Source organism: Shewanella sp. GXUN23E (assembly GCF_050865035.1).
GTDB lineage: Bacteria > Pseudomonadota > Gammaproteobacteria > Enterobacterales > Shewanellaceae > Shewanella.
The window spans coordinates 155534-177390 of the sequence record NZ_JBOZWP010000006.1 but is presented as its reverse complement, the minus strand read 5'-3'; the positions used below and the strand labels follow the sequence as shown (position 1 = coordinate 177390).

19 protein-coding genes and 1 riboswitch are annotated in these 21857 nt (G+C 54.1%); of the genes, 9 read left to right on the top strand and 10 right to left on the bottom strand.

All coding sequences use genetic code 11. The annotated features are described in order from the left end of the window. The first annotated feature begins 8 nt into the window (after positions 1 to 8). Positions 9 to 512: a DUF4447 family protein gene (locus ACRRUX_RS08220; protein ID WP_432529069.1), complete on the top strand. Its 504-nt coding sequence runs from the start codon at positions 9 to 11 to the stop codon at positions 510 to 512. 124 nt (positions 513 to 636) lie between these two features. Next, the gene (locus tag ACRRUX_RS08215; RefSeq protein ID WP_432529068.1) at positions 637 to 1272 is read left to right on the top strand and encodes a glutathione S-transferase family protein; all 636 of its coding nucleotides are present in this window, start codon (positions 637 to 639) and stop codon (positions 1270 to 1272) included. 132 nt (positions 1273 to 1404) lie between these two features. On the opposite strand, the gene ACRRUX_RS08210 is transcribed toward ACRRUX_RS08215, so the two are convergent. After that, entirely contained in the window at positions 1405 to 3996 is a 2592-nt protein-coding gene (locus tag ACRRUX_RS08210) for a TonB-dependent receptor plug domain-containing protein (protein ID WP_432529066.1), read from the bottom strand. A gap of 472 nt (positions 3997 to 4468) precedes the next feature. Between ACRRUX_RS08210 and ACRRUX_RS08205 the strand changes: the two genes are divergently transcribed. Both ACRRUX_RS08205 and ACRRUX_RS08200 read left to right on the top strand, forming a co-directional pair. Next, the gene (locus tag ACRRUX_RS08205) at positions 4469 to 4930 is read left to right on the top strand and encodes a DUF1456 family protein (RefSeq protein ID WP_432529063.1); all 462 of its coding nucleotides are present in this window, start codon (positions 4469 to 4471) and stop codon (positions 4928 to 4930) included. Positions 4931 to 5070: 140 nt separating this feature from the next. Then, entirely contained in the window at positions 5071 to 6765 is a 1695-nt protein-coding gene (locus ACRRUX_RS08200) for an NAD-dependent malic enzyme (protein ID WP_432529061.1), read from the top strand. Between the two features lie 108 nt (positions 6766 to 6873). Here ACRRUX_RS08200 and ACRRUX_RS08195 read toward each other — a convergent pair whose 3' ends face one another. Next, positions 6874 to 7299 carry a DUF3069 domain-containing protein gene (locus tag ACRRUX_RS08195; RefSeq protein WP_432529059.1) on the bottom strand — a complete coding sequence of 142 codons (426 nt, stop codon included), beginning with the start codon at positions 7297 to 7299 and terminating at the stop codon, positions 6874 to 6876. A gap of 49 nt (positions 7300 to 7348) precedes the next feature. Beyond that, positions 7349 to 7885 carry a phosphatase PAP2 family protein gene (locus ACRRUX_RS08190; protein ID WP_432529056.1) on the bottom strand — a complete coding sequence of 179 codons (537 nt, stop codon included), beginning with the start codon at positions 7883 to 7885 and terminating at the stop codon, positions 7349 to 7351. Between the two features lie 173 nt (positions 7886 to 8058). Between ACRRUX_RS08190 and queG the strand changes: the two genes are divergently transcribed. Beyond that, positions 8059 to 9225, top strand: coding sequence for a tRNA epoxyqueuosine(34) reductase QueG (gene queG, locus ACRRUX_RS08185; RefSeq protein WP_432529054.1), 1167 nt, complete (start codon positions 8059 to 8061; stop codon positions 9223 to 9225). Positions 9226 to 9250: 25 nt separating this feature from the next. On the opposite strand, the gene ACRRUX_RS08180 is transcribed toward queG, so the two are convergent. Continuing rightward, positions 9251 to 9472: a dodecin gene (locus tag ACRRUX_RS08180; RefSeq protein WP_432529052.1), complete on the bottom strand. Its 222-nt coding sequence runs from the start codon at positions 9470 to 9472 to the stop codon at positions 9251 to 9253. 262 nt (positions 9473 to 9734) lie between these two features. On the opposite strand from ACRRUX_RS08180, the gene ACRRUX_RS08175 reads away from it, so the two are divergent. After that, positions 9735 to 10625, top strand: coding sequence for a LysR family transcriptional regulator (locus ACRRUX_RS08175; protein WP_432529050.1), 891 nt, complete (start codon positions 9735 to 9737; stop codon positions 10623 to 10625). Between the two features lie 72 nt (positions 10626 to 10697). Here ACRRUX_RS08175 and ACRRUX_RS08170 read toward each other — a convergent pair whose 3' ends face one another. The 5 genes from ACRRUX_RS08170 to ACRRUX_RS08150 all read right to left on the bottom strand — a co-directional run bounded on the left by ACRRUX_RS08170 (position 10698) and on the right by ACRRUX_RS08150 (position 18021). Next, positions 10698 to 11432, bottom strand: a complete 735-nt coding sequence (locus ACRRUX_RS08170) for an HDOD domain-containing protein (RefSeq protein WP_432529048.1) — start codon at positions 11430 to 11432, stop codon at positions 10698 to 10700. A gap of 177 nt (positions 11433 to 11609) precedes the next feature. Continuing rightward, positions 11610 to 13574, bottom strand: coding sequence for a TonB-dependent receptor (locus tag ACRRUX_RS08165; RefSeq protein ID WP_432529046.1), 1965 nt, complete (start codon positions 13572 to 13574; stop codon positions 11610 to 11612). 102 nt (positions 13575 to 13676) lie between these two features. Next, a riboswitch (cobalamin riboswitch) is annotated at positions 13677 to 13926 on the bottom strand. A 62-nt stretch (positions 13927 to 13988) separates the two neighbouring features. Further along, positions 13989 to 14558 (bottom strand): hypothetical protein, encoded by a 570-nt coding sequence (locus ACRRUX_RS08160; protein WP_432529044.1) that lies wholly within the window; start codon positions 14556 to 14558, stop codon positions 13989 to 13991. 148 nt (positions 14559 to 14706) lie between these two features. Next, positions 14707 to 16770, bottom strand: coding sequence for a hypothetical protein (locus tag ACRRUX_RS08155; RefSeq protein ID WP_432529042.1), 2064 nt, complete (start codon positions 16768 to 16770; stop codon positions 14707 to 14709). A 393-nt stretch (positions 16771 to 17163) separates the two neighbouring features. Continuing rightward, the gene (locus ACRRUX_RS08150; RefSeq protein WP_432529040.1) at positions 17164 to 18021 is read right to left on the bottom strand and encodes a substrate-binding domain-containing protein; all 858 of its coding nucleotides are present in this window, start codon (positions 18019 to 18021) and stop codon (positions 17164 to 17166) included. Between the two features lie 188 nt (positions 18022 to 18209). On the opposite strand from ACRRUX_RS08150, the gene ACRRUX_RS08145 reads away from it, so the two are divergent. Then, positions 18210 to 18431, top strand: coding sequence for a hypothetical protein (locus ACRRUX_RS08145; RefSeq protein WP_432529038.1), 222 nt, complete (start codon positions 18210 to 18212; stop codon positions 18429 to 18431). 90 nt (positions 18432 to 18521) lie between these two features. On the opposite strand, the gene ACRRUX_RS08140 is transcribed toward ACRRUX_RS08145, so the two are convergent. Continuing rightward, on the bottom strand, positions 18522 to 19190 hold the full coding sequence (locus tag ACRRUX_RS08140; protein ID WP_432529036.1) for a GntR family transcriptional regulator: 669 nt from the start codon (positions 19188 to 19190) through the stop codon (positions 18522 to 18524). A 135-nt stretch (positions 19191 to 19325) separates the two neighbouring features. Between ACRRUX_RS08140 and ACRRUX_RS08135 the strand changes: the two genes are divergently transcribed. Together ACRRUX_RS08135 and ACRRUX_RS08130 are read left to right on the top strand one after the other, a co-directional pair. After that, complete coding sequence (locus tag ACRRUX_RS08135) at positions 19326 to 20678, top strand: FAD-dependent oxidoreductase (protein WP_432529034.1); 1353 nt, start codon at positions 19326 to 19328, stop codon at positions 20676 to 20678. Between the two features lie 24 nt (positions 20679 to 20702). Further along, positions 20703 to 21827, top strand: a complete 1125-nt coding sequence (locus tag ACRRUX_RS08130; RefSeq protein WP_432529032.1) for a mandelate racemase/muconate lactonizing enzyme family protein — start codon at positions 20703 to 20705, stop codon at positions 21825 to 21827. Positions 21828 to 21857: the final 30 nt, after the last annotated feature.

The window sequence follows — 21857 nt, the reverse complement described above, 5'->3', positions numbered from 1 at the left end:
AGCCCATCATGGCGAAAACCATTGGCCTGAATGCCATTGAAATGCAATACCTGCGCCTGTCACTGGGCCTGAGCCAGGCTCAGGTCGCGCAGCTGACCAAAACCACTGAAGCCGACGTAGCCGCCTGGGAAGCCGGTGAAGCAGAAGCTTCTGGCCTGGCGCAAAAAGTGCTGCTGGATCTGGACGACACCATAGAGATGCAGGTACTCAACACCTGTGATGGCATCGAAGATCTGTTCAAGAAAGAACCCAAGCGTCATCTGGCCTTTGTGGTGTATCCGACTCAGGCGCTGTATCAGCAGTACAATCCGGAGTTTCTGTCCAGCCTGCCACTGACAGAGCTGTACAACACTGCCGCCTGGCGCATCAAGAAAGAATGCAAACTGGTGCTGGAAGTGGATGTCAGCCTGGTGGCGCTGGATGTCGAATCCTACAAGGCGTTCCGCGAACTCAATGGCATGGGCGAAAGTCGCGAAGCCAGAGCCAAGTGGGCTGCGGCGCAACTGAAATAATCCGCGTCCGCTGTAATCAATTAATACCAAAAACGGTCTCCTGTGAGGCCGTTTTTTATGCTTCAATGGCGCAATACCGATTTCATTGGTGCAGGCATACCCCACAGGGAAAGGAACCCAAGATATGATTACACTGTATGGCATTCCCCGCAGCCGCTCATTGCGCGTCTCCTGGGTGTTGGAAGAACTCAAGCTCGACTGGCAGTATCGATACATCAACATGTCCAAGGGGGAGAATCGTGAACCGGCTTATCTGGCGGTTAATCCCTCCGGCAAAGTGCCCGCGCTAAAAGATGGCGAGCTGGTGATGACAGAATCCGCCGCCATTGCCATGTATCTGGCTGAAAAATATGGCAACGGACAACTGTTGCCAGCGCCGGGAACCGCTGCATCTGCACGGCATCATGAGTGGATAAGCTTTATCACCACTGAGCTGGAGCAACCGCTGTGGACCATGGGCAAGCATAAATTTGCCTTGCCGGAAGCCTACCGCCATAAAGAATTCTTGCCGGTCGCAGTGTACGAATTTGATAAAGCGGCGCAGCTTGCCGAAGCCCGGCTGCCGGAAACGCCATTTTTGCTGGGCAATGAGTTGAGCGTAGCCGATATTCTGCTGGCCCATACACTGCTGTGGGCCACCCGGTTTGAGCAATTACTGCCGCCCAAACTCAAGGACTATATGCAGCGTCTAACCCGCCGGGAGGCGATGATAACCGCGCTGAACAAAGAGCTGAGCGGTGCAGATCAGCCTACGATTTAAACAGGATTGACTGCCTCCAGCGTATGTCCGGGGCAATGTCTGGTTGATTAAAGCAATGAAAAAGGCGACTTCAAGTCGCCTTTTGTTTGCCTGAGCCTGCAGTTTGCTTAAGCCAGGCAGAGAAGCAATAACTTAGAAGCGATAGCTCGCCTGACCGTACACAAAGGCCCCCTGGGCAGAGTGAGTCGCCTGGTCATAACCCATAAAGTCAGCTTCGCTGAATGGTGGGTCTTCGTTGAACAGGTTGGTGCCACCCACAGTCAGCGTCCAGTGCTCAAAACCGACATAGCTGACATTCATGTCAAAGGTCAACATGGAATCCACAGTGCCGGTGGCGCCCGCATCAATGTCATCCTTGAACTCACCTATGTAGTTCAGACGTGCCGCAGTTTGCCAGTCACCCAGGCTCCAGTCGACGCCGCCGACCCAGCGGAACTCGGGGTGCTGGAACTCACCGGCCAGCTGCTCAACACTGCCATTAACCCGCTTCTGATCGAAGGAGTTCACCCAGGTCAGGTTGTACTTGAAGTTAAAATCACCGGCACCATTGGTCTTGAGCAGCCAGGCAATATCGAAATCCACCCCATCGGTAGACTGGCTGCCGAGGTTAAAGAACTTGTCATAGATTTCGATGATGCGACCCGGCACGCCGCCAGCAGATGGCTCACGCTTGACCACTGCCGGATTATTGCCGTTCTGATCCAGCAGATACTGAGTATCAGAGGTGATAAGCCCCTTCTGGTCATAGTTCCAGTAGTCCACACCGACAGACAGATCATCCATGATTTCCCACACCGCACCTATGTTGTAGGAAGTGGATTTCTCTGGTTGCAGATCCGGGTTACCGGCGAACAGCACAGTACGCTCCTGCGCGGTACAGTCCTCTTCCAGCCCGGTCAGCGGACAACGTGTGGTATCCACCAGCCCGGGAGATTCCTGCGTGGAACCCAGCCCCAGCTGTACCAAAGATGGCGCTCTGAACGCCTTGCCCCAGCTGGCGCGCAGCGTCAGGTTGTCAGTCGGGGTATAACGCAGACCGAACTTGGGATTGGTGGTATTACCAAAATCACTGTAGTTCTCATGGCGCACCGCCAGCTGGGCTTCCAGCTGCTCCAGCACAGGCACCATAAATTCTACAAATACTGAGGTTTGATCCCTATCACCACGGGCCTGAGTCGCTTCGGTGCCAAAGATCTCACCGCGCAGGAACAGCTCATCCGGATCGTCGCTCAGCTCTTCTTCACGGTATTCAAAGCCCACTGCCATGGCCACTTCGCCCGCAGGCATAGAGAACAGATCACCCACTATCTTGCCGTCTACAGCCTGAGTGGTGGACTTACCGTTACGGGTAGTGTTCACCGTAATATCGTCGATCACTGACTGCGGCTGAGTCTGGCTCAGCGGATTGTACTGTCCGGCATTGATGGCGGCCTGCAGTCTTGGAGTCTGCACAAAACCCTGCAGCCCATATTCATGGTTACGGTTGTAAGAGTAGGTGTAAGCCAGTTCCCACTCCCAGTCGCTCAGCATGCCGTTGAGGCCAAGCACCATACGGGCACTGTTGGACTCAGCTTCCTTGAGGCGATCACCGGCTTCGGTCAAACGCCGGCGCATGGTCAGGTCTTCACCCGGGAAGGGATTGACCTGAGCTCCGCTAGTGAATAACGGATTGTCTGCCAGCATGTAAAACTCGCCGAAGGATGGGCTGGCGGCGCCTTTCACTATGCTGTTGTTATGCTGCACCATGATCTCGGCGAACATTCTCAGATCATCGCTGAACTCATAGTTGTGGAACACCGACAGGCCAACCCGGGTTGATTCAGGGATCGACGTCATGTGGGATGCGTAGTCATAACGGCAAAACGCCCCCTTGGCCAAATCCGATGGACAGTTGGGATCCGGAGTCCAGTTAAAGTCATCAGACTTGGGAGTAATGGAACCATCGGCGCCAATCGTTGCCGGAATATAACTGCCCGGATTACCGGCTGAGGAGCGGAAATCACTGCCACCGCGGGAGGTCTGATCGGCACTGGCAGAATAGTCGCGGTCGCCAAACAGGGTTTCATTCTGCTTGAAGTAATCCAGAATCACTGTGGTATGGCTTTTCTCGCCCTGGGTGCCCCACAGCATGGAGGCGGATACCTGCCCATCGCCGTCTTCAATGGTGTCAGCGACCTTGGCATTGATTTCAAAGCCTTCAAAATCCTTCTTGAGGATGATGTTGATTACCCCGGCAATCGCGTCTGAGCCGTAAAGTGCAGAGGCGCCATCCTTGAGAATGTCGATGCGTTTCACCGCCGACATGGGAATGGAGTTGATATCCACAAATGCGGTATCGATATCCTTGGCGAAGGAATTCACCGAGATGCGACGGCCATTGAGCAGTACCAGGGTTGCGTCCGCCCCCAGACCACGCAGAGAAATCGCCGCGCCGCCGTTGGAGGTATCATCTGAGTTGTTCCCCTGAGTGGAGAAAGTCCCATTACCGGATATAGGTAACTTGCGCAGCAACTGTGACATATCCTGCGCGCCGGAGCGGGCAATATCCTCGGCAGACAGCACAGTTACCGGAGATGCTCCTTCAAGATCGATTCTTTTGATATGACTGCCGGTGACTTCTATACGTTCTACTTTATCGTCATTTTCCGCGGCCACCAGCGAAGGTGAAATGGCCATCGCCACTGCCAGTGCGCAGGTGTGTTTCAGCTTGTTAGAAAGGTCCATGTCTTTCCCCAAATATGAACAGGACTGGTGACAGACAGTTTCGGGTAAATCCGTCACCCCTGAATGGTTGTAATTTGCTGCAATTAACATTTTTGCAACCAAACCAAGTTAAAATGGAGCCGTGCCATGTCAACTGAAACTCTTCACTCTCCCCCAAATATCCGGAAAAAGTATTAGGACGAAGTAGGGGTCAGCCATCTGCCTGATTGACCAAAAGTGTGATTACCGGTGTTCGGCGCCATCCCGCGGCAGTAACAGAAGGCCGCGCTGAGAGTCTGAAACTCAGACCACCCGGGTTAATACACATCAGCAGCGGGGACGATTGACCGGACGTTACAGGCTCTGCCCTCACCAATGATGACGCTGTGCCCGGAACAGAGCGCCTGTGGTAGAATATTGTTCAGACCGGGCAGCCAGCCTTTTCCCCGATGGAAGACGCTGCAGTTGCCCTGATGTGATCACCGGAAAACCAATGACAAATAACGATATTTTGCGCCGCTTGCGCTACGTACTGGATCTCAGCGATGGCAAAGTCATCCGCCTGTACGCCAAAGTGAAACATGAAATGCCGCAGGAAACCCTGCACGACATGTTGAGAAAAGACGATGAGCCCGGCTTCAAACCCTGCTCAGATCAGGATTTGTGCCGCTTTCTCGATGGGCTGATCATCTTCAAACGTGGCATACGTGAAGGAGATGCCATTCCAGCGCCAACCAAACTGAACAACAACCTTATCCTGCGTAAACTGCGTATCGCGCTGGAGCTCAAGGATGATGACATGGTTGAAGTACTGAAACTGGCCAACTTCCGCATTTCCAAAGGCGAGATTTCCGCCCTGTTCCGTAACCCGGACCACAAGAACTACAAGGTCTGTGGTGATCAGCTGCTGAGAAACTTCATCAAAGGCCTGTCGGTGAAACTGCGCGGCAAGTAAATATGTACAGTAACAAGCGCTGCCACCCGGCAGCGTTTTTTTTCATCTCTGCACCCACTGCTCAGACCGACAAAGGTCACATTTCGTGTTATCTTTAACAGCATTGATATTTAAAACAAATAACACGCCTAAGGTTAACCATGGACGATAACAAACGCCCCCTATATCTGCCTTTCGCCGGCCCCGCGATTCTGGAAGCTCCGCTCATCAACAAAGGCAGCGCCTTTACTGAGGAAGAGCGGATATTCTTCAACCTGGAAGGCTTGATCCCTCATGCCATCGAGACCATCGAAGAGCAGGCATCCCGTGCCTATGATCAGTTCAGGGCATTCAGCAATGATGTGGATAAGCACATTTACCTGCGCAATATTCAGGACACCAATGAAACCCTGTTTCACCGGCTGATCCAGAATCACATCACAGAGATGATGCCCATCATCTACACCCCCACTGTCGGGGTGGCCTGTGAGCGTTTCTCCAAAGATTATCGCCGTAACCGCGGGTTGTTTATCTCCTACCCCAATAAAGACCGTATCGACGACATACTCAACAACTCCACCCGTCACAAGGTGAAGGTGATAGTGGTCACTGATGGTGAGCGCATTCTGGGACTAGGCGATCAGGGCATTGGCGGCATGGGGATCCCGATTGGCAAGCTGTCGCTGTACACCAGTTGTGGCGGTATCAGTCCGGCTTATACCCTGCCTATCACCCTGGATGTGGGCACAGACAACCCGCATCTGCTGGAAGACCCCATGTACATGGGCTGGCGTCATCCCCGTATCGGCGGCGAAGAGTATGCCGATTTTGTCGAAGCCTTTATGGAGGCCGTGTCCCGCCGCTGGCCCGACGCGCTTATTCAATTTGAGGACTTCGCCCAGAAAAACGCCATGCCACTGCTGGAGCGTTATAAAGACAAATATTGCTGCTTCAATGATGACATTCAGGGCACGGCGGCGGTGACTGTTGGCTCATTGCTGGCCGCCTGTAAAGCCGCCAATACCCGTTTGTGTGAGCAAACCGTGACCTTCCTTGGCGCCGGCAGCGCTGGCTGTGGTATCGCCGAAGCCATTATCGCCCAGATGGTGGCCGAAGGACTGACCGATGAGCAGGCCCGTGGCCGGGTGTACATGGTCGATCGCTGGGGTCTGCTGCAGGACAACATGCCCAATCTGTTGCCTTTCCAGCAAAAACTGGCGCAAAGCACAGACAAAACAGAACACTGGGAAACCTTCTCGGTCAATGACAACATCTCGCTGCTGGATGTGGTCAACAATGCCAAACCGACTGTGCTTATCGGGGTATCCGGTGCGCCGGGGCTGTTCAGTGAAGAGATTATCCGCGCCATGCACAAGCACTGTGAGCGGCCTATCGTATTCCCGCTGTCCAATCCCACCAGTCGTGTCGAAGCGACCCCCAAGGACATCATCCACTGGACCGAAGGAAAGGCGCTGGTGGCCACCGGCAGCCCATTCGAGCCAGTGGTATTTGGCGACAACACCTATGAAATCGCCCAGTGCAACAACAGCTTCATCTTCCCTGGCATAGGCCTTGGGATACTGGCGACCCGAGCCAATCATGTCAGTGATGAGATGCTGATGGCTTCCAGCCGCGCGCTGGCAGAGTGCTCACCGCTGGCCAAGTACGGTGAAGGCAGCCTGCTGCCCCGTCTGGAAGATATTCACGAAGTGAGTAAGCATATCGCCTTTGCCGTGGGTAAGGCGGCAATCGAGCAGGGATTGGCGCTGCCCAAGAGTGACGATCTGCTGAAGCTGGCAATTGAAAAGAACTTCTGGAAACCAGAATATCGCCACTACAAGCGTACCTCATTCTAATTGACACGATCAGCGTCACCGCGCATTCGCAAATAAAAACGCCCGGCAATAGCCGGGCGTTTTTTCATCTGTTCTGAAACTGTAACCAGCCTCAGCGCGGCAATAGCGTCAGTCCGCCATCACCTGTCTGAAGCTGTTGAGCATAGAGCGGTCAGTACGCGCCTTTTTCAGTTTCTTCAGGCTTTCTTTCAGGGCATCTTCAATCAGATTGGCGAAAATCCCCTGATACTCCTTCTCGGCAATGGCATCATCAGTATCAGCCAGTTCAGCCAACTGCTGGCCGGCCATGCTCAGCTTGAGCCAGCTCTGGGCGATAAAAAAGCCGTGAAACTCCGCCTGAGTCATCAGCTTTTTCGCACTGGCAGGCAGAGCATTCCATTGAGAAGCAAATACCTGCTGCTCATCTTTGAGCAGTTGCGCAGCCAAATCGTCATAGGCTGATTTCAGGTTTTCCGGCAGCTTGTCCATCGGCATCACTTTGGAAGCCACATTCATTGCCACAGTAAGGGCGGTTGTTTGATAGTCGCTCATCATCTTTTCTCGAATGTAAAACGGCGGCGATTATACCTGCGAAGCGCCACGGCTAAAACCGGCCGCTGACATAAAGGCCATACTGCCCATTGCCGGCAACCGGCACTATGGTCAATCCCTCATAGGGCGAGGTAAAGAACCAACCGGCCAGCGCCCCAATGGCCGCACCGGCCAATACATCTTCCACTTCATGCTTGTCACTGGCGACCCGGGTGTAACCAACATAAGTCGCCACCGCGTAGGCTGGCACGCCCCACTCCCAGCCGTAGCGCTGATTGATAAAGGTCGCCGCCATAAAACTGTCGGCCGTGTGGCCTGATGGAAAGGAATCATTACCACTGCCATCGGGACGCTCTTTATCCACTGCCCATTTGAGCCCTTCGGTCACCACCCGGGAGCTGACCGCTGCCTTGATGAACTGCCAACTGCCTTCATCACCCTGCTCGTAAAACAGCGTGGCGCCCAATGCTGTGGCAGGCAGCAACAGATGCAACACATCACCCGAGGTTTCCAGTGAGTCACCGGCCATTGCCGCAGGTGCGCTGAGCAATCCGGCCAGCAGCAGCCCGGGAGTCATCAAAGCTTTCATCAAGTCATTATCCCAAATGGTAAAAAACGCTCTGTTATACCTTTATCCCGACCAGGTTGCAAAGTTGTCACCCCGCCGCAACTCAAAGCTTTGCCTTTAATCGGGCCGGAAGTGGAGTCCTGCGCCCGCTGCGGCTATCATAACGGCAATTTTGATACTCACTGCGAATCTTCATGTCCTGCCCAGTCGATGCCCATCACCTCAACCAACTCGCTCAGCTGATAAAACAGTGGGGGCAGGAGCTGGGGTTTGCCCACACAGGTATTTGCGATACCGATTTGACCGAGCAGGAACCTAAACTGCAGGCTTGGCTGGATGCGGGCTTCCACGGTGAAATGAGCTATATGGCCAGTCACGGCATGATGCGCGCCCGCGCCCATGAACTGCATCCGGGCACTCAGCGGGTGATTGTCGGACGGATGAACTATCTGCCGCCACATGCCGGTTTTGCCAGCAATCTGCGCGATCCCAATATGGGCTATATATCCCGCTATGCCGGTGGCCGGGACTACCATAAGTTGATCCGCAACCGTATGAAGCAGCTGGGACAGCGTATCGATGCCTGGCTCACCCAGCAGGGATTCAGCGCCGCAGATCACCGCCCTTTCGTCGACTCGGCGCCTTTGATGGAGCGGCCGCTGGCCGACAAGGCCGGTTTAGGCTGGACAGGTAAGCACTCACTGCTGCTGAACCAAGATGCCGGCAGCTGGTTTTTTCTGGGGGAGCTGGTGATCAATCTGCCGCTGCCGGTGGATATTCCGGTGGCTGAGCAGTGTGGTCATTGTGTCGCCTGCATCAAAACCTGTCCCACAGGTGCTATTGTCGCGCCCTATGTGGTCGACAGCCGCCGCTGTGTGTCATACCTGACCATAGAGCTGGATGGCGCCATACCTGAAGATCTCAGGTCGCTTTTGGGCAACCGCATTTACGGCTGCGATGACTGCCAGTTGGCCTGCCCGGTCAATGCCGGCGCCCCACTGACCCGGGAGACCGACTTTCATATCCGCCAGGCGCTGCAGCAACCGGAGCTGCTGACCCTGTTTGGCTGGAGTGAAGCGCAGTTTCTCAAATTTACTGAAGGCAGCGCCATCCGTCGCATCGGCTGGCAAAGATGGCAGCGCAATATTGCCGTGGCGCTGGGCAATGCGCCTCACAGTGAAGCAATTATCGCGGCGCTGCAAGCCAGACTGAATGCAGCGGAACTGAGTGATATGGTCAAAGAACATGTGCGCTGGGCACTGGCACAGCAAAGCCTGCGGGCTGCCGCCCCGGCAGATATCAACCGCAAACAGCAGCGGCTAATCCGCGCCGTCGAAAAGGGTCTGCCCAGGGATGCCTGAGCCCAAGGGCTGAAGCAGAGTTAAGTCAGCTGTCCTTGATATCCTGATCCAGCGTAAAGCCCACTTTGATGGTCACCTGCCAGTGGGCAATTACCCCGGCCTCGAGATGCCCCCGGGTCTCCACCACCTCAAACCAGCGCAGATGATGCAGCGATTGGCTGGCAGCTTCAATAGCGTTGCGAATGGCGTCATCACTGCTGATGGGCGATGACCCGGTCAGTTCAATGATTTTGTACACATGGCTCATGGCAACCTCCTGAGTTCAATAATTCATCAATATATGAGTATGCCTCCTTGGCGTTCAGGTCAAGGAGGCATAATCGCAACGGTCCCTCGTAAACACCAACGCAACAGCAGGAATAACCCTGTCCGGCGCACGGATATCAGAAACAATATTTCTGTCAGCAGAACAGTAGGCATCTAGACGTCTAGAAGTTTGTTATGTTAGCCTGCTACAGACGAACTTTATTCACCGGGCGATTGAGGATAATTCAGCTGATGGAGGCAAAATGATTGAATTGAGGCACCTGCGCACCCTGATGGCACTGAAAGAAAGTGGCAGCCTGGCGGCCGCCGCCAAGAAACGCTTTGTGACTCAGTCAGCCCTGTCGCACCAGATTAAAGAGCTGGAAACCCGGATCAACTCGCCCATCTTCATCCGCAAGAGCAAACCGCTGTCGTTCACCCAGGAAGGTATCCGTCTGGTGCAGCTGGCAGAGGAGATCCTGCCCAGAGTGATGGAGATAGAACAGGTACTTAAGCGCGGTGTTCCCTCAGCACGCCAGCAACTGACGGTGGCGATAGAGTGTCACTCCTGCGTGCGCTGGCTGATGCCGGTGATGGAGAAGTTCCGCCAGAAACACCCGGGCGCCGAGCTGAATTTGTCCAGTCGTCATCTGTTCAACGCCATTCACGCACTGGAGCAGGAAGAACTGGATCTGGTGCTGACTGCGGACCCCACCCCCAGCCATCGAATCGCCTATCAGCATCTGTTCGACTATGAAATGAAACTGGTGGTATCCAAGTCTCATCCACTGGCAAACAACACCTTTGTGACGCCGGCAGATCTGGCCGGTCAACCACTGCTCAGCTATCCGGTGCCACTGGAGCGACTGGATATTTACCGCCACTTTATGGAACCGGCCGGGGTACTGCCCGGTGAGCAGAAAACCTGCGATCTGACCATGATGTTACTGCAGCGAATCGCCTGCCAGGAAGGTATTGCTGCCCTGCCCAGCTGGTCAGTGACCGAAGCCCAGGGCCTGAGTCTGACCACAGTGCGACTGGGACAGGAAGGCATGCTGCGCCCCATGTTCGGTGCTTATCATCGCAATGCTACCAATGCGGCACTGATCCAGAGCCTGCTGTCACTGCTCAACGAGCACAGACGGGCTGCGTAAAACCGCTGCAAGTCATACAACAAGGCCCGCAAATGCGGGCCTTATTCATTCAAAAGCAAAGTCATGCCGCCGTTATCTGGCTGGCGGAGGGTTCAGCAGCAGCCCTTTTCTGGCCAGTACTGTACGCAGCAACATACCTGGAGAATATGGGTCATCGCTCTTTTCAATATTGTGGGCGACCAGAAACTCTTTACTCAACTGCGCATCCAGATTCAGCGAGTTAAAAGCTTCAATCGACAGGGCCAACTGTTGGGTGTCGATAAGACTTTTCATGACCGCCAGAGGATAGGATTGTTCGGACTCGGCATTGAGATGGGCAAATGCCGTCAGCGCAATAATCTGGCCATATACACTGAACAGCGCCAGCGTATGCACCTCATCAGCATCAGTTTTGCAATCTTGCAGCTGCGCCAGATACTCCGCCGCGGCGCGGGCAATACCCTCCGTCAGATGCCAGTAGCCATGCACCAGTTTACGGTATGGCTGAGGTAATTCATCCAGACGTTCTTTCAGATAGTAAGTGAAGGCATAACGATAAATATTGATATGGCCCAAGCGGATAAGCGCCTCTTTGAGCGAGCGGTTTTTGCTGTTGCTGGTACTGCCATGGGCGCAACTGCTGCGCCACAGCAGATGGGCCGACAACGCCGGATCGCCGGCGACAATCTCGATAACGACCCGCATATCCCCATCGCCAATAATGGCTTGCTTGAGCGGCAATAACACGCCGCGGCGACCAATCACCTGCTCTTCATTGGCCATAATGGCCTGGATGCGGGTCAACACCTGCAATTCTGGATCTGTCATCGAAGCGTCTGAACCTAAGGATTTTTTATCGTTATCAATAAGCTAAAAGCTGTAAATTGACTATTGCGAACAGAATAGCATTTAACACTATGGATTAATATTGTTCAGCTAAAGAAACTTCCGTACCCAAAACAGGTGCAGTGAAACCCATCAACAAGCCACTGCACCCGGGGATTATCAGAACTGATAACTGAGGGTCAAACGGGCATTACGTCCGGTACCGACATAGTATTTGGCAGGCTCATATCCGGGGAAAGCCTCGGCATAATAGGCCGCGCTGACGTAATCCTTATCCAGCAGATTGTCGACCCGCACGCTGGCCAGCCAGTCACCCCGGCGATAATTTACCGCCAGATTCACCAGAGTGTAGGATGCCAGCTCAGACGCCGCATTGGCATTGTCGCCTTCTTCATAACGTTTGCCGGTATAAGCCAGATCCGAATACAACTGCCACTGTTCAGTGATATCCCAGCTGGCATACACGCGACCGGACTCACGGGCAACCCAGGACAATTGCTTGCCTCTGTTGACGCCGGCAGTGAACTCGGCATCCACCCACTGAACCTCACCACCGACCTGCACATCTGTCAGTACCTGCCAGTCCAGCCCCAACCCCACACCATAACGACGGGAAGATTCCGCATTGATATTGGCCCCATCGAAACTGCCGCCTTCAGGCTTTTGGGCTGTTGGGTCGAAGATAATCTCATCGTCCAGATCCAGCCGGTACAGGTTTACCCAGGACTGCAGCTGATTACCGCTGTGGCGCCAGCCCGCCTCATAGGAGCGGCCGGTCTGCGGCTTGAGTCCCACCACGGTTGGCGGGGTGTAGGCCTGTTCATCCACCTTGGCAAAGCGGAAGTTATCTTCACCGCGCAGGTAAAGTTTGTTGGCATCATCCAGCTGCCAGTTCAAACCCAGCTCGAAGGCTTTGGCATCCTGGTTAAGCTCAGTCCCCAGCGGGAACACTGACGCGTCGGTGAGATCATCCTTCACATCGGCATAGCGCCCCCCGACCACATAACTGAGTGACTCAGTCAGTGGAACCGTGGCCTGAACATAGGTACTTAACTGGGTTTGGGTGTTACTGCGGCCAAAATCAAATGCCGATTCGCCACGACTGAGGTCACTGCCAACCACAATGCTCAGTTCGCCGTCACGGGTGGGAAAACTGGCCACTGCTTTGGGCGATACCAGCAACTGACGGCGATCATTACGCCCCGCGCCTCCCCACAAAATAGAGGTCACCTGACTGTCGCTGTAGTTGGCATCCACTGCCAGCAACCAATTATCGCTGATCTGCTGCGATACGCCGGAGCGTACCGCCCGGGTCACATCATGCTGATAGTCATTGGCGAAAGTGGCATTGCTCTGGCGCGGATCTTTGGCATATTCACTGGCCGTCAGGCCGCCTGGTGTTTGCACATCATTGTCGTAGTAGCTGGACTCCAGATAGAAGTCGGTGGTGTCATCACGATAACCAATCCGCCCGAGCACGGCACCGGTTTCACTGGCATTGTGGCGGCGATAATTGTCGGATTTACGGTAATTACCCGACAGATAATAGTGCCAGTTGCCGACAAACTGCCCGGCCAGATCGCCGCGGCCCTCGGCGGTATCAAAGCTGCCCCCGGAAAGGGTCAGCGAGCCACCATCACGGTCCGGCACTCTGGTAATGATGTTGATCACCCCACCCACAGCCTGATCACCATACAGCACACCGGCGCTGCCATTGAGGATCTCCACCCGCTCGATCATATTCAGCGGAATCGCATTGAGGCTGGGCGCGGCGATATCGATATTATTGAGACGGCGACCATCCACCAGGATGAGCGTATTGTTGGCCGCCTGTCCGGATGAAAAACCCCGCATGGCAAATACGGCATTGGTGTTGTTATCCGATACCTGAATGCCACTGATGTTGCGCAGTGCCTCGGTCACTGTGGTCACGCCACTTTGTGCGATATCCGCAGCGTCAATCACGGTCACATCTGCAGCCATATTCAGTGCATTGTCACCGGTTCGGCCCAGTACCAGCATATGTTCCATATCTGCGCCATATGCAGGCAACTGGCAGGCGCCAAACAGCGTCAGTACTGCCGCAGACAGGGTGGAGATTTTATAAGATTGGTTGTATCCCATTTACCTTTTACCTCTTGAAAAGAAAATGGGGCAAGTTGTCACGTCTTTGGCATGGCATAAGCCGACAGCCAATGTCGCACCCCGGGATCTGCCCTCCGAAATCCCAAAGTCACTGACCAGGCCGGTCTCCGGACTGAGGATCTGCGACTATCCGGATACAGACGTCGCGCGAGTACAGACTTTTTTAACACCCTTTCATCGAAGCGGCGCGCCTGTCTCTCACCATTCACCGTTGCGGGGGCAGTGCCGGACTCATCACGCTCGCCTGTCATATCAATGCGAACGCCATTACACCGGCTTCCCGATTATCCCTGACCATGACGGCCGGGGCACCTGCTGAGTTGACTGTTTACTGTTGAAGAGTTGTAAACGGCCGGAATTATAGCCATCTAAACGTATGAATGTCTAATTAGATTAATTCTCGAACGACAATCTCAGCGAATTGAGCTTCTCACTGCCGGGTAACTGATAGTCAGCCTGCAATCCCTTGAAATCAGTTCCACGACTGGAGCGGTGCAACAGATAGATCTCATTTTGCCCCTGCAGCACCTGATAATAACCTACCTCAGCCAGCAGTTGAGCGGTCTGTCCATTGCCGTGCTGATTGTCAATACGGCTGCATCCCATCATGGCCTGCACCCCCGTGGGGATATCCCCCAGTGGCTGATAAAACCACTCTCCCCGGCAGGTAGCCTGATACTGAGCAGAAAACTCCGCCAGAAAGGCGGCGGCTTCAATACGCTTTGCCATGCTGTCGAATGCCTGCAGGCAAATCAGCTCCTGCCATTGCGCCATAGTTTCACCGGCAGGAACAAACTCCACCGAGTGCATGCCACCAAGCTCACCATCATGTACTTTATGCCACTGAGGCGGAATCCCCAGCAGCAGTGATTGACCATACAAACGCAGCGCAGCATCCTGCTGTGCCTGCGCATTGCAGCAGACGAAAACCAATATCCCCAGCATCCAGTGCTTCAATTTCATGCCTCACTCCCGTGTTCAACATCCCGACGTCCTGTCAGGTAAAAATATTGTAAAAGTCTACTGCTTTTCGTTCAGATATTTCAATCTAACCACTTCAGCAGCATAAAAGGGGGCAAAAGCCCCCTGATTGACAAACTATCAGTCAGCGTTACTCGTTATTGCCCTGACCAGTCCATTTGATGTTGGCTTTGATGGTCTCCACCAGTGCAGCGTCACCCTCACTCACATAGCCAATGATGCTGTATACGGTGTCTTTCACCGGGGTAAAGTGGGCATTCGCCACACAGTATTTGTGACTTTCCTGACCTTCACTGAACTGCATCGGCATGTAAGTGTCACCGTCAGTCAATACCATCTGGTAAAACTCCCGGGCTTCAGCGCAGGTGAAATCAGCACCGGCCACATCGAAAAATACCGAAGTGGTGACCTCACCATTACCCTGAGGCTGCATCTGCAGGGTGATCATCCCCAACTGATATTCAAGCTCACCCATGGCTGGCAATTCGGCCGCAAAGCTGCGGTCACTGGCCTGCTCATCCGATTCAATATCAAGACGTTTCTCAGCGTCATCCTCGTTGGCGAAGAAGGTGTAACGTTCACCGTCAATTGTCACCACTTTGGCATGTTCACCGACACCGGCCAGCGCGTCGCTGACACCTATGTCACTGGTTTCCTCGGCACCATCTTCCATGACCAATGTGACTTTCAGTTGACCATCCATAACTTCATATTGACCGACTTCGACGGTGGCATCGTCGGAGCATTCGGTCAGATTCGCCAGGCTGCGCTCATTCATCAATACGCTGCCATTGCTGAACCTGTAGGTGTCGCACCATACCCGCTCATGTGTGGTCTCGACTAATCCATTGTCACTGCCGTACTCAGTCACGTACCAGGTCTTGCCCACCAGCGGATGGGAAGGCTCAGGAGTGACGCCATTGTCTGCGACTTTCAGCGTTAACTCGGTGGACACCGACGCATTGATGCCATCATTGGCGGTCAGGGTGATAGTGAACTCACCGGCTGTCGTTGGCGTACCGCTAATCTTCAGATCATCCAGCTGCACCACAGTCAGCTCTACGCCGGGAATTTGCGCCGCCACAGTCAGCCTGAGATTGTCATCATCTTCATCGTCAAACAGATCATCCAAATCCACCGTCTTGTCGATGGCGACGCCCTGCACCGCAGCCAACTTGTCCAGCTCCAGCTGGATTTCAGCAAGCTCTTTGGTATCCACCACAGGCGGCAGATTGGGCGAATTCACATCAATATCAATTTCCAGCGGGTAGGAGCGCGCGCCGTGTACATCGGTGGCGTACACATGCAATTCGATCTCACCGGCATTGAGTGGTTTACCGGTCAGCATCTGGGTATCCGGATCAAATGCCAGCCCCAGCGCGGCCAGCGCCTGACCGTCTTCATCCTGTACGCTCAGGGTAAAGCTGTCGTTGTCCTTATCGGCAAATGCCGTGGCCAGAGAGATCGGCTCAATGTCGGCACCCAGCTCGATTTCAATCTCTTCCAGCTTGTCCTGCTCGGCTTTGCTCAGCGTGATATAAGGTCTGTGGTTGGCCGTGAAATTGCCATCACCGCCGATCACCGGATTGAAATCCTCCAAATCGTCATCATCGGCCTTTTCAGCAACGATTTCGATCAACTGCTCCAGTTTGTCTTTGGCCATTTCCCCCTTGTCCACCAGGGTTTCACCGATGACAGTAATACGTTTTGCCGCCGGATTACCTTTGGCAGCCTCTTCAATGTAATCACCGAAAATGACTGCTGCATCCGAATTCAGGGCGGCAAAGCTTGCGGTAACGGCAGCCTGAGCAGCGTTAACCGTCAGCGTGCTGTCGGCGGCCATCCTGTCGACGACCAGATCGGTCAATGGGCTGACCACGGCTGATTTGGCAGGCGCCTTCAGCTCAAAGCTTTTAGTCACAATTCCCCGACTGGAGTCGATGGTTTTGTTGGCAATGGCTTTCACGCACAGGGCCTGATCCAGATATTGGTTATCGATCTGCAGCTCGCCATTCAGATCTGTAGTGCCCACCCGTGTCTTGCACCCGGCCCCGGCATACACCTCGGCGTGCATCAGATAGCCATCAATGGCTTTTACCGCAAAACGCTGAGGCGCCACTGTGTTGTCATCACTGCCACCGCAACCGCCCAGAACTAGGCCGATAGAGGCTGCCAACAAACTGATCTTTTTCATTAAAATTCCTATTTTCTCGTTATGTCCATGACTACGGATCATTCCCAAAGACAAACGCCCGCGCAGCTGCACTGCAACAGGCGGCGGCCATTCTACTGATATCGGCGACATTCGGGGTGGCGAAGATAACAACAACCAATTCATAGACTTGCCTAATCATCTGGCAGATGTTGAAGGTTCTCCGCCAACGAGTTGTCAACCTACTCAATGAAAAGCTTTTTATAACAATTGGTTAAATGAAATGTACTGCACCTCCCTGTGCCTGAGTATTGCTGAGTAAATTGGATAAGATGCTGAAGTTACTGTTAAAAAACTAACCAGCCGATGGCAAATCTCCTACAGGACTTGCAGAGCGCACTTACAGCGGGGCCTCCACATGCCCCGCCTATGGGGTTAGTGATCGTATTTGGCAGCAACCACAGCATTGTCATACATGGCCTGACCGTGCTCGGCGACGCCATAGTCAGTGATGATCTGCTGGCCTTTATCCGACGCCACAAACTCGATAAATGCCTGCGACAGGCTGACACCCTGGTCATTCAGATCGCTGGCCCGCAGGGCATGGTAAGTGTTGATCAGCACAGGATCGCCCTTGAACAGAATCGTCAGGTTCGGCAATTCCTTGCGGGTCGCCACCCAGGTTGAACTGTCGGTCATGAAATAGCCACCGTTGGCATCTGCCTTTTTCAGCGATGCGCGCATAAAGTCATTGGTTGGCTGATACCAGTCTCCAACAGGCTTGATATCTGCGCTTTGCCAGATGGACAGCTCCTTCTTGTGCGTACCAGAGTTATCCGCACGGGTATAAAACAGCGCCTGATTGGCGGCGATATTGGCGTAAGCCTCTGCCACAGATTTTGCCTGTTGCACCTGACCTTGGTCAGCCGCTGGCCCCACCAGATAAAACTCATTGGATCCAATCAGGGTACGCTGCGCCGCCCAGCCATCCTTAACAGCCTGCTTTTCCGCAGCCGGCGCATGCACCATCACCATATCGACCTGACCATCTTTGAGCAGTGACAGGGATTTACCGCTACCGGCCTTCACCCAGCACATGCGGCTGTCATGAGCTGGGTTGAATGCATCGGCCAACGCTTCCAACAGCCCCAATTCGCCGGGACTACCGGTAGCCAGAATAAACTCCTGCTTGCCATCACCAAATACAGCCTTGCACTCAGCAGCAGATACAGTACCGGAAACCAGGGCAGCGGCGCTGGTCAGCAGTGCAATGGTCAATGCAGTGTATTTCATAGGGTGTTGCCTCTTTTTGTCCTTCCAAAGCAAGCTTTGGGTAAAAATGTCCATAAATTTTAGTGACCAAGCCGGTCGTCACAGGAATAAGCAGACAATAGGCCACAATTAAACTAACCTGCTGAGATTGAGTTGGTTTTGTGATCTGATTCGGAGACAGAGCATGAAACGAGAGATGTCACAGAGAGATGATGACGCCTTTTGAAATCACCCGGCTCCACACCCATAAAGGCATTTTCAGGTGTTCGGGCAGCTGGACTCAGGCCAATACAACTGACCGGGCGACGCTCAATCACATCACCCGTCTGGAGATCCTGGGCACAGATGGCTGGCTGCCACTTGTCATTGAAGCGTCCCTTATCCAGGCGTTAACCCCCGAACTGGTGGCGCACTTACAAGGCAAGCAATAGCAGGACAAGCCATAGCAGGCTTTTGAGCAAGCGCGACAGCGGCTATCTGAGCGCAGTCGCTGTTGCTTATCTTTACTCAGGTACGGCGAGTTAATTTACCCGCATGCTTTTATTGATGGTGGCGTGGGCCATGCGGGTCAGATAATCATTCAGCTCATGGGAGGCCTGCACTGCGCCGTCGGCATCACCGGCGACAATGCGGCGCAACGTCGCGGCATGCAAATGCGCCGCTTCGGTTAAATCTGTGGTGTCATTTTTATAGGCAAACCAGAAACGACGGGATAGCCCCTGCAAAGGTGCCATCGCCAACTGCAGATATTCGTTGTTGGCGGCCAGTACCAGCAGAATGTGGATCTGCTTGAGCAGCTCGGCATACAGCGAATCATCCTGCTCGTCGGCACAGTTCTCCAGTTCAGTGGCCAGCGCCGCCATCCGGCTTTGCTGCGCCGGGCTGACTCTGCTGGCAGCGAAACGGGCACACAGGGCTTCGATATCCCGGCGCACTTCAAGGATCTTTAGCTGACATTCCAGCGAAATCGGTGGCACCAGAATGCCGCGACGGGGATGGATCTCCACCATACGCTCGTAAGACAACCGCTGCAGCGCTTCACGCACAGGCGTGCGCCCCAGTTCCAGTAAGTCGGCCAGCTGCTTTTCACTCACCATGGAACCCGGTTTCAGCTCTCTGAACGTGATCATCTTTTCCAGTTTGTCGTAGGCGAACTCAGACTTGTTCGCCGCATCATTGATGAGGTTCATGGTGTTTCCCGATCCTTTCACGCGATCCCTGTCACAGTTCAGACAAGGCTAATTTGTGCCGGTTATTTTACAGGAATATATTAGCGCCACACAACTGATATATCAGATGAATATCAGCCGTATATTGGAGCTATTATGAACAACTGGAAAATCATCCGCCGTTATGAGCAGATGCCGGATCTGCCGGTTCTTGCTGAAATCGACGTGCTGGTTGCCGGTGGTGGACCTGCCGGTGTCGCCGCAGCCGAAACCGCTGCCGCCTGCGGTAAATCGACTTACTTGATTGAAAAATATGGTTTCTGTGGTGGTGCCGCCGTGGCAGGCCTGTCCGGTACTATCTGCGGCATGTACATGGCAAGCGACGATACCGGTGCAGCCCCGGAACAGGTGGTGTTTGGTTTTACCGAGCGTTTCCGCCAAGCACTGGCCGAGCGCAATGGCGTCACCGAGCCACAGCGCTACGGCAAGACCTACACCGTCACCCATGATCCTTTGGTATGGCGTGAAGTCGCCGATGACATGCTGACCGCCGTTGGCGTAAACATCCTGTATCACACAGCTGTGACAGGTGTGATCATGGACGGAGAAACCTTCAAAGGCGTGGTGATAGAATCCAACGCCGGTCAGAGTGTGATCCTGGCGAAAATCATCATCGATGCCTCCGGCGATGCCGCCGTGATTGCCCGTGCTGGTCTGGATACCTACTTTGGTGACAATGGCCGTATCCAGAACCCCACCATGTTCTTTCGCATGGCGGGCGTGGATATGGATAAATACCTGGACTACTTCGGCAGCGACACCATCTGCCCACCCAAAGTCACTGAGGACATCCTCAAGTGCAACCAGGAAGGCTGGGATCTGCCGCGTCACAAGATCTGGATTTTCCCCACTACCCGTCCCAACGAGCTGATGGTGAACGCCACCCGTCTGGCAGGTCAGGACGGCCGTATGCTGAACGTGATTGACCCGGTGGACTTCACCGAAGCTGAAGTGTTCGGTCGCCGTCAGGTGCGTGCTTACAGCAAATTCCTGAACCAGTTTGTGCCCGGTTGTGAAGCGGGTTATGTGGTGGATACCGGTGTTGAAGTGGGTATCCGTCAGACCCGCTCTATTGTCGGTGTGGATACCCTGACCAACGACGATGTGGTCAACTGCCGCAAGCGCGACGACGGTATCTGCCGCACCCCCTGGCCGATTGAACTGCACAACGGCAACAAGCCCAAACTGCACTGGCTGATAAACGATTACTACGACATCCCCTTCGGCGCACTGGTGCCCAAAGTGGGTGAAAACATTCTGGTGGCAGGTCGCTGCCTGAGCGCCGAGCACGAAGCGCTGGCCTCTGCCCGCGTCACTGCCCAGTGCTTTGAAATGGGCCACGCTGCCGGTGTTGCCGCCGTCAAAGCGATTGATACCCACACTGCGATTCGCAAGCTGAACGTTGCCGATATCCGCAAAACCATGATGGCCAATGGCTCAGCCCTGTAAGGCTTGATGAGTAAGGTAAAGAAGATGTCTGATTTGAAAATTGCCCGCGTTGAACTTTATGCCGTTGCAGATCGTCTGGCCGCGCCTGTGCCCTGGGCCGACAACCAGGAGCCACTGCTGTACACCAACAACATTGTGCGCCTGATCTGCAACGACGGTACCGAAGGTGCCGGTGCCACCATCAGCTACACAGAAAACGATTTCGACCGCTGCATCATTGAATCCCAGCGTACTATCGTGCCGGGCCTGCTGGGCAAAAACCCACTGGCGACTCAGGAACTGTACAACTGGCTGATGGCCCGCTGTACCTGGGGCGGCCTGCCAGCCAAATCCCCTATCGATATCGCCGCCTGGGATATCAAGGGCAAGAAAGCCGGTATGCCACTGTATATGCTGCTGGGCGGCGCACGCAGCAAGATGCTGTCTTACGCCTCCACCCCTATGTTCGACACAGTGGAAGAGTACTTCCCCTACATAGACGACTGTATCGAGCACGGCTTTACCGCCATCAAACTGCACTGCTACTGCGTGTATGACAAAGACGTCAAACTGGTGGATGCGGTGCAGGCCCGTTACGGCAAAACCGGCATCCGCTTTATGCTGGATACCGCAACCTTCTACACTCCTGAGCAGGCAATGAAGATGGCCAAGCGCCTGGAAAGCTACGACTGGGAATGGCTGGAAGCGCCTGTGTCTGACTATGACTACAACACCTACAAGCGCCTGACTGCCAAGACAGATCTGGAAATCTCCAGCCACGGTAACTGTTTGCTGACGTTGCAGGAAGTGACTTACGCCCTGTCTCAGGGTATGTGGTCTGATATCCGCCAGGATGCCACTGTGTGTGGCGGTATCACCCCGCTGAACAAGTGCTTCCACATTGCTGAAGGCTTCTCCAAGAATTTGGAGATCCAGTCCATGGGTTACACCCTGACTCAGGCGGCCAACCTGCATGTGGCGCTGGCGCACAACAACTGTAAGTACTTCGAGCAGTTCTATCCATACGAAGACTTCGAACTGGGTGCGAAAAACCCGATCCGTACCGATAAGCAAGGTTTTGTCCATGCACCAAACGGTAACGGTCTGGGGATTGAAATGGATTGGGACAAAGTCAAAGAGATGTCTGTCGCCTCTTACGTATTTGAGTAATCGGATATTCAAGATTTTGAGTGTGGCCTG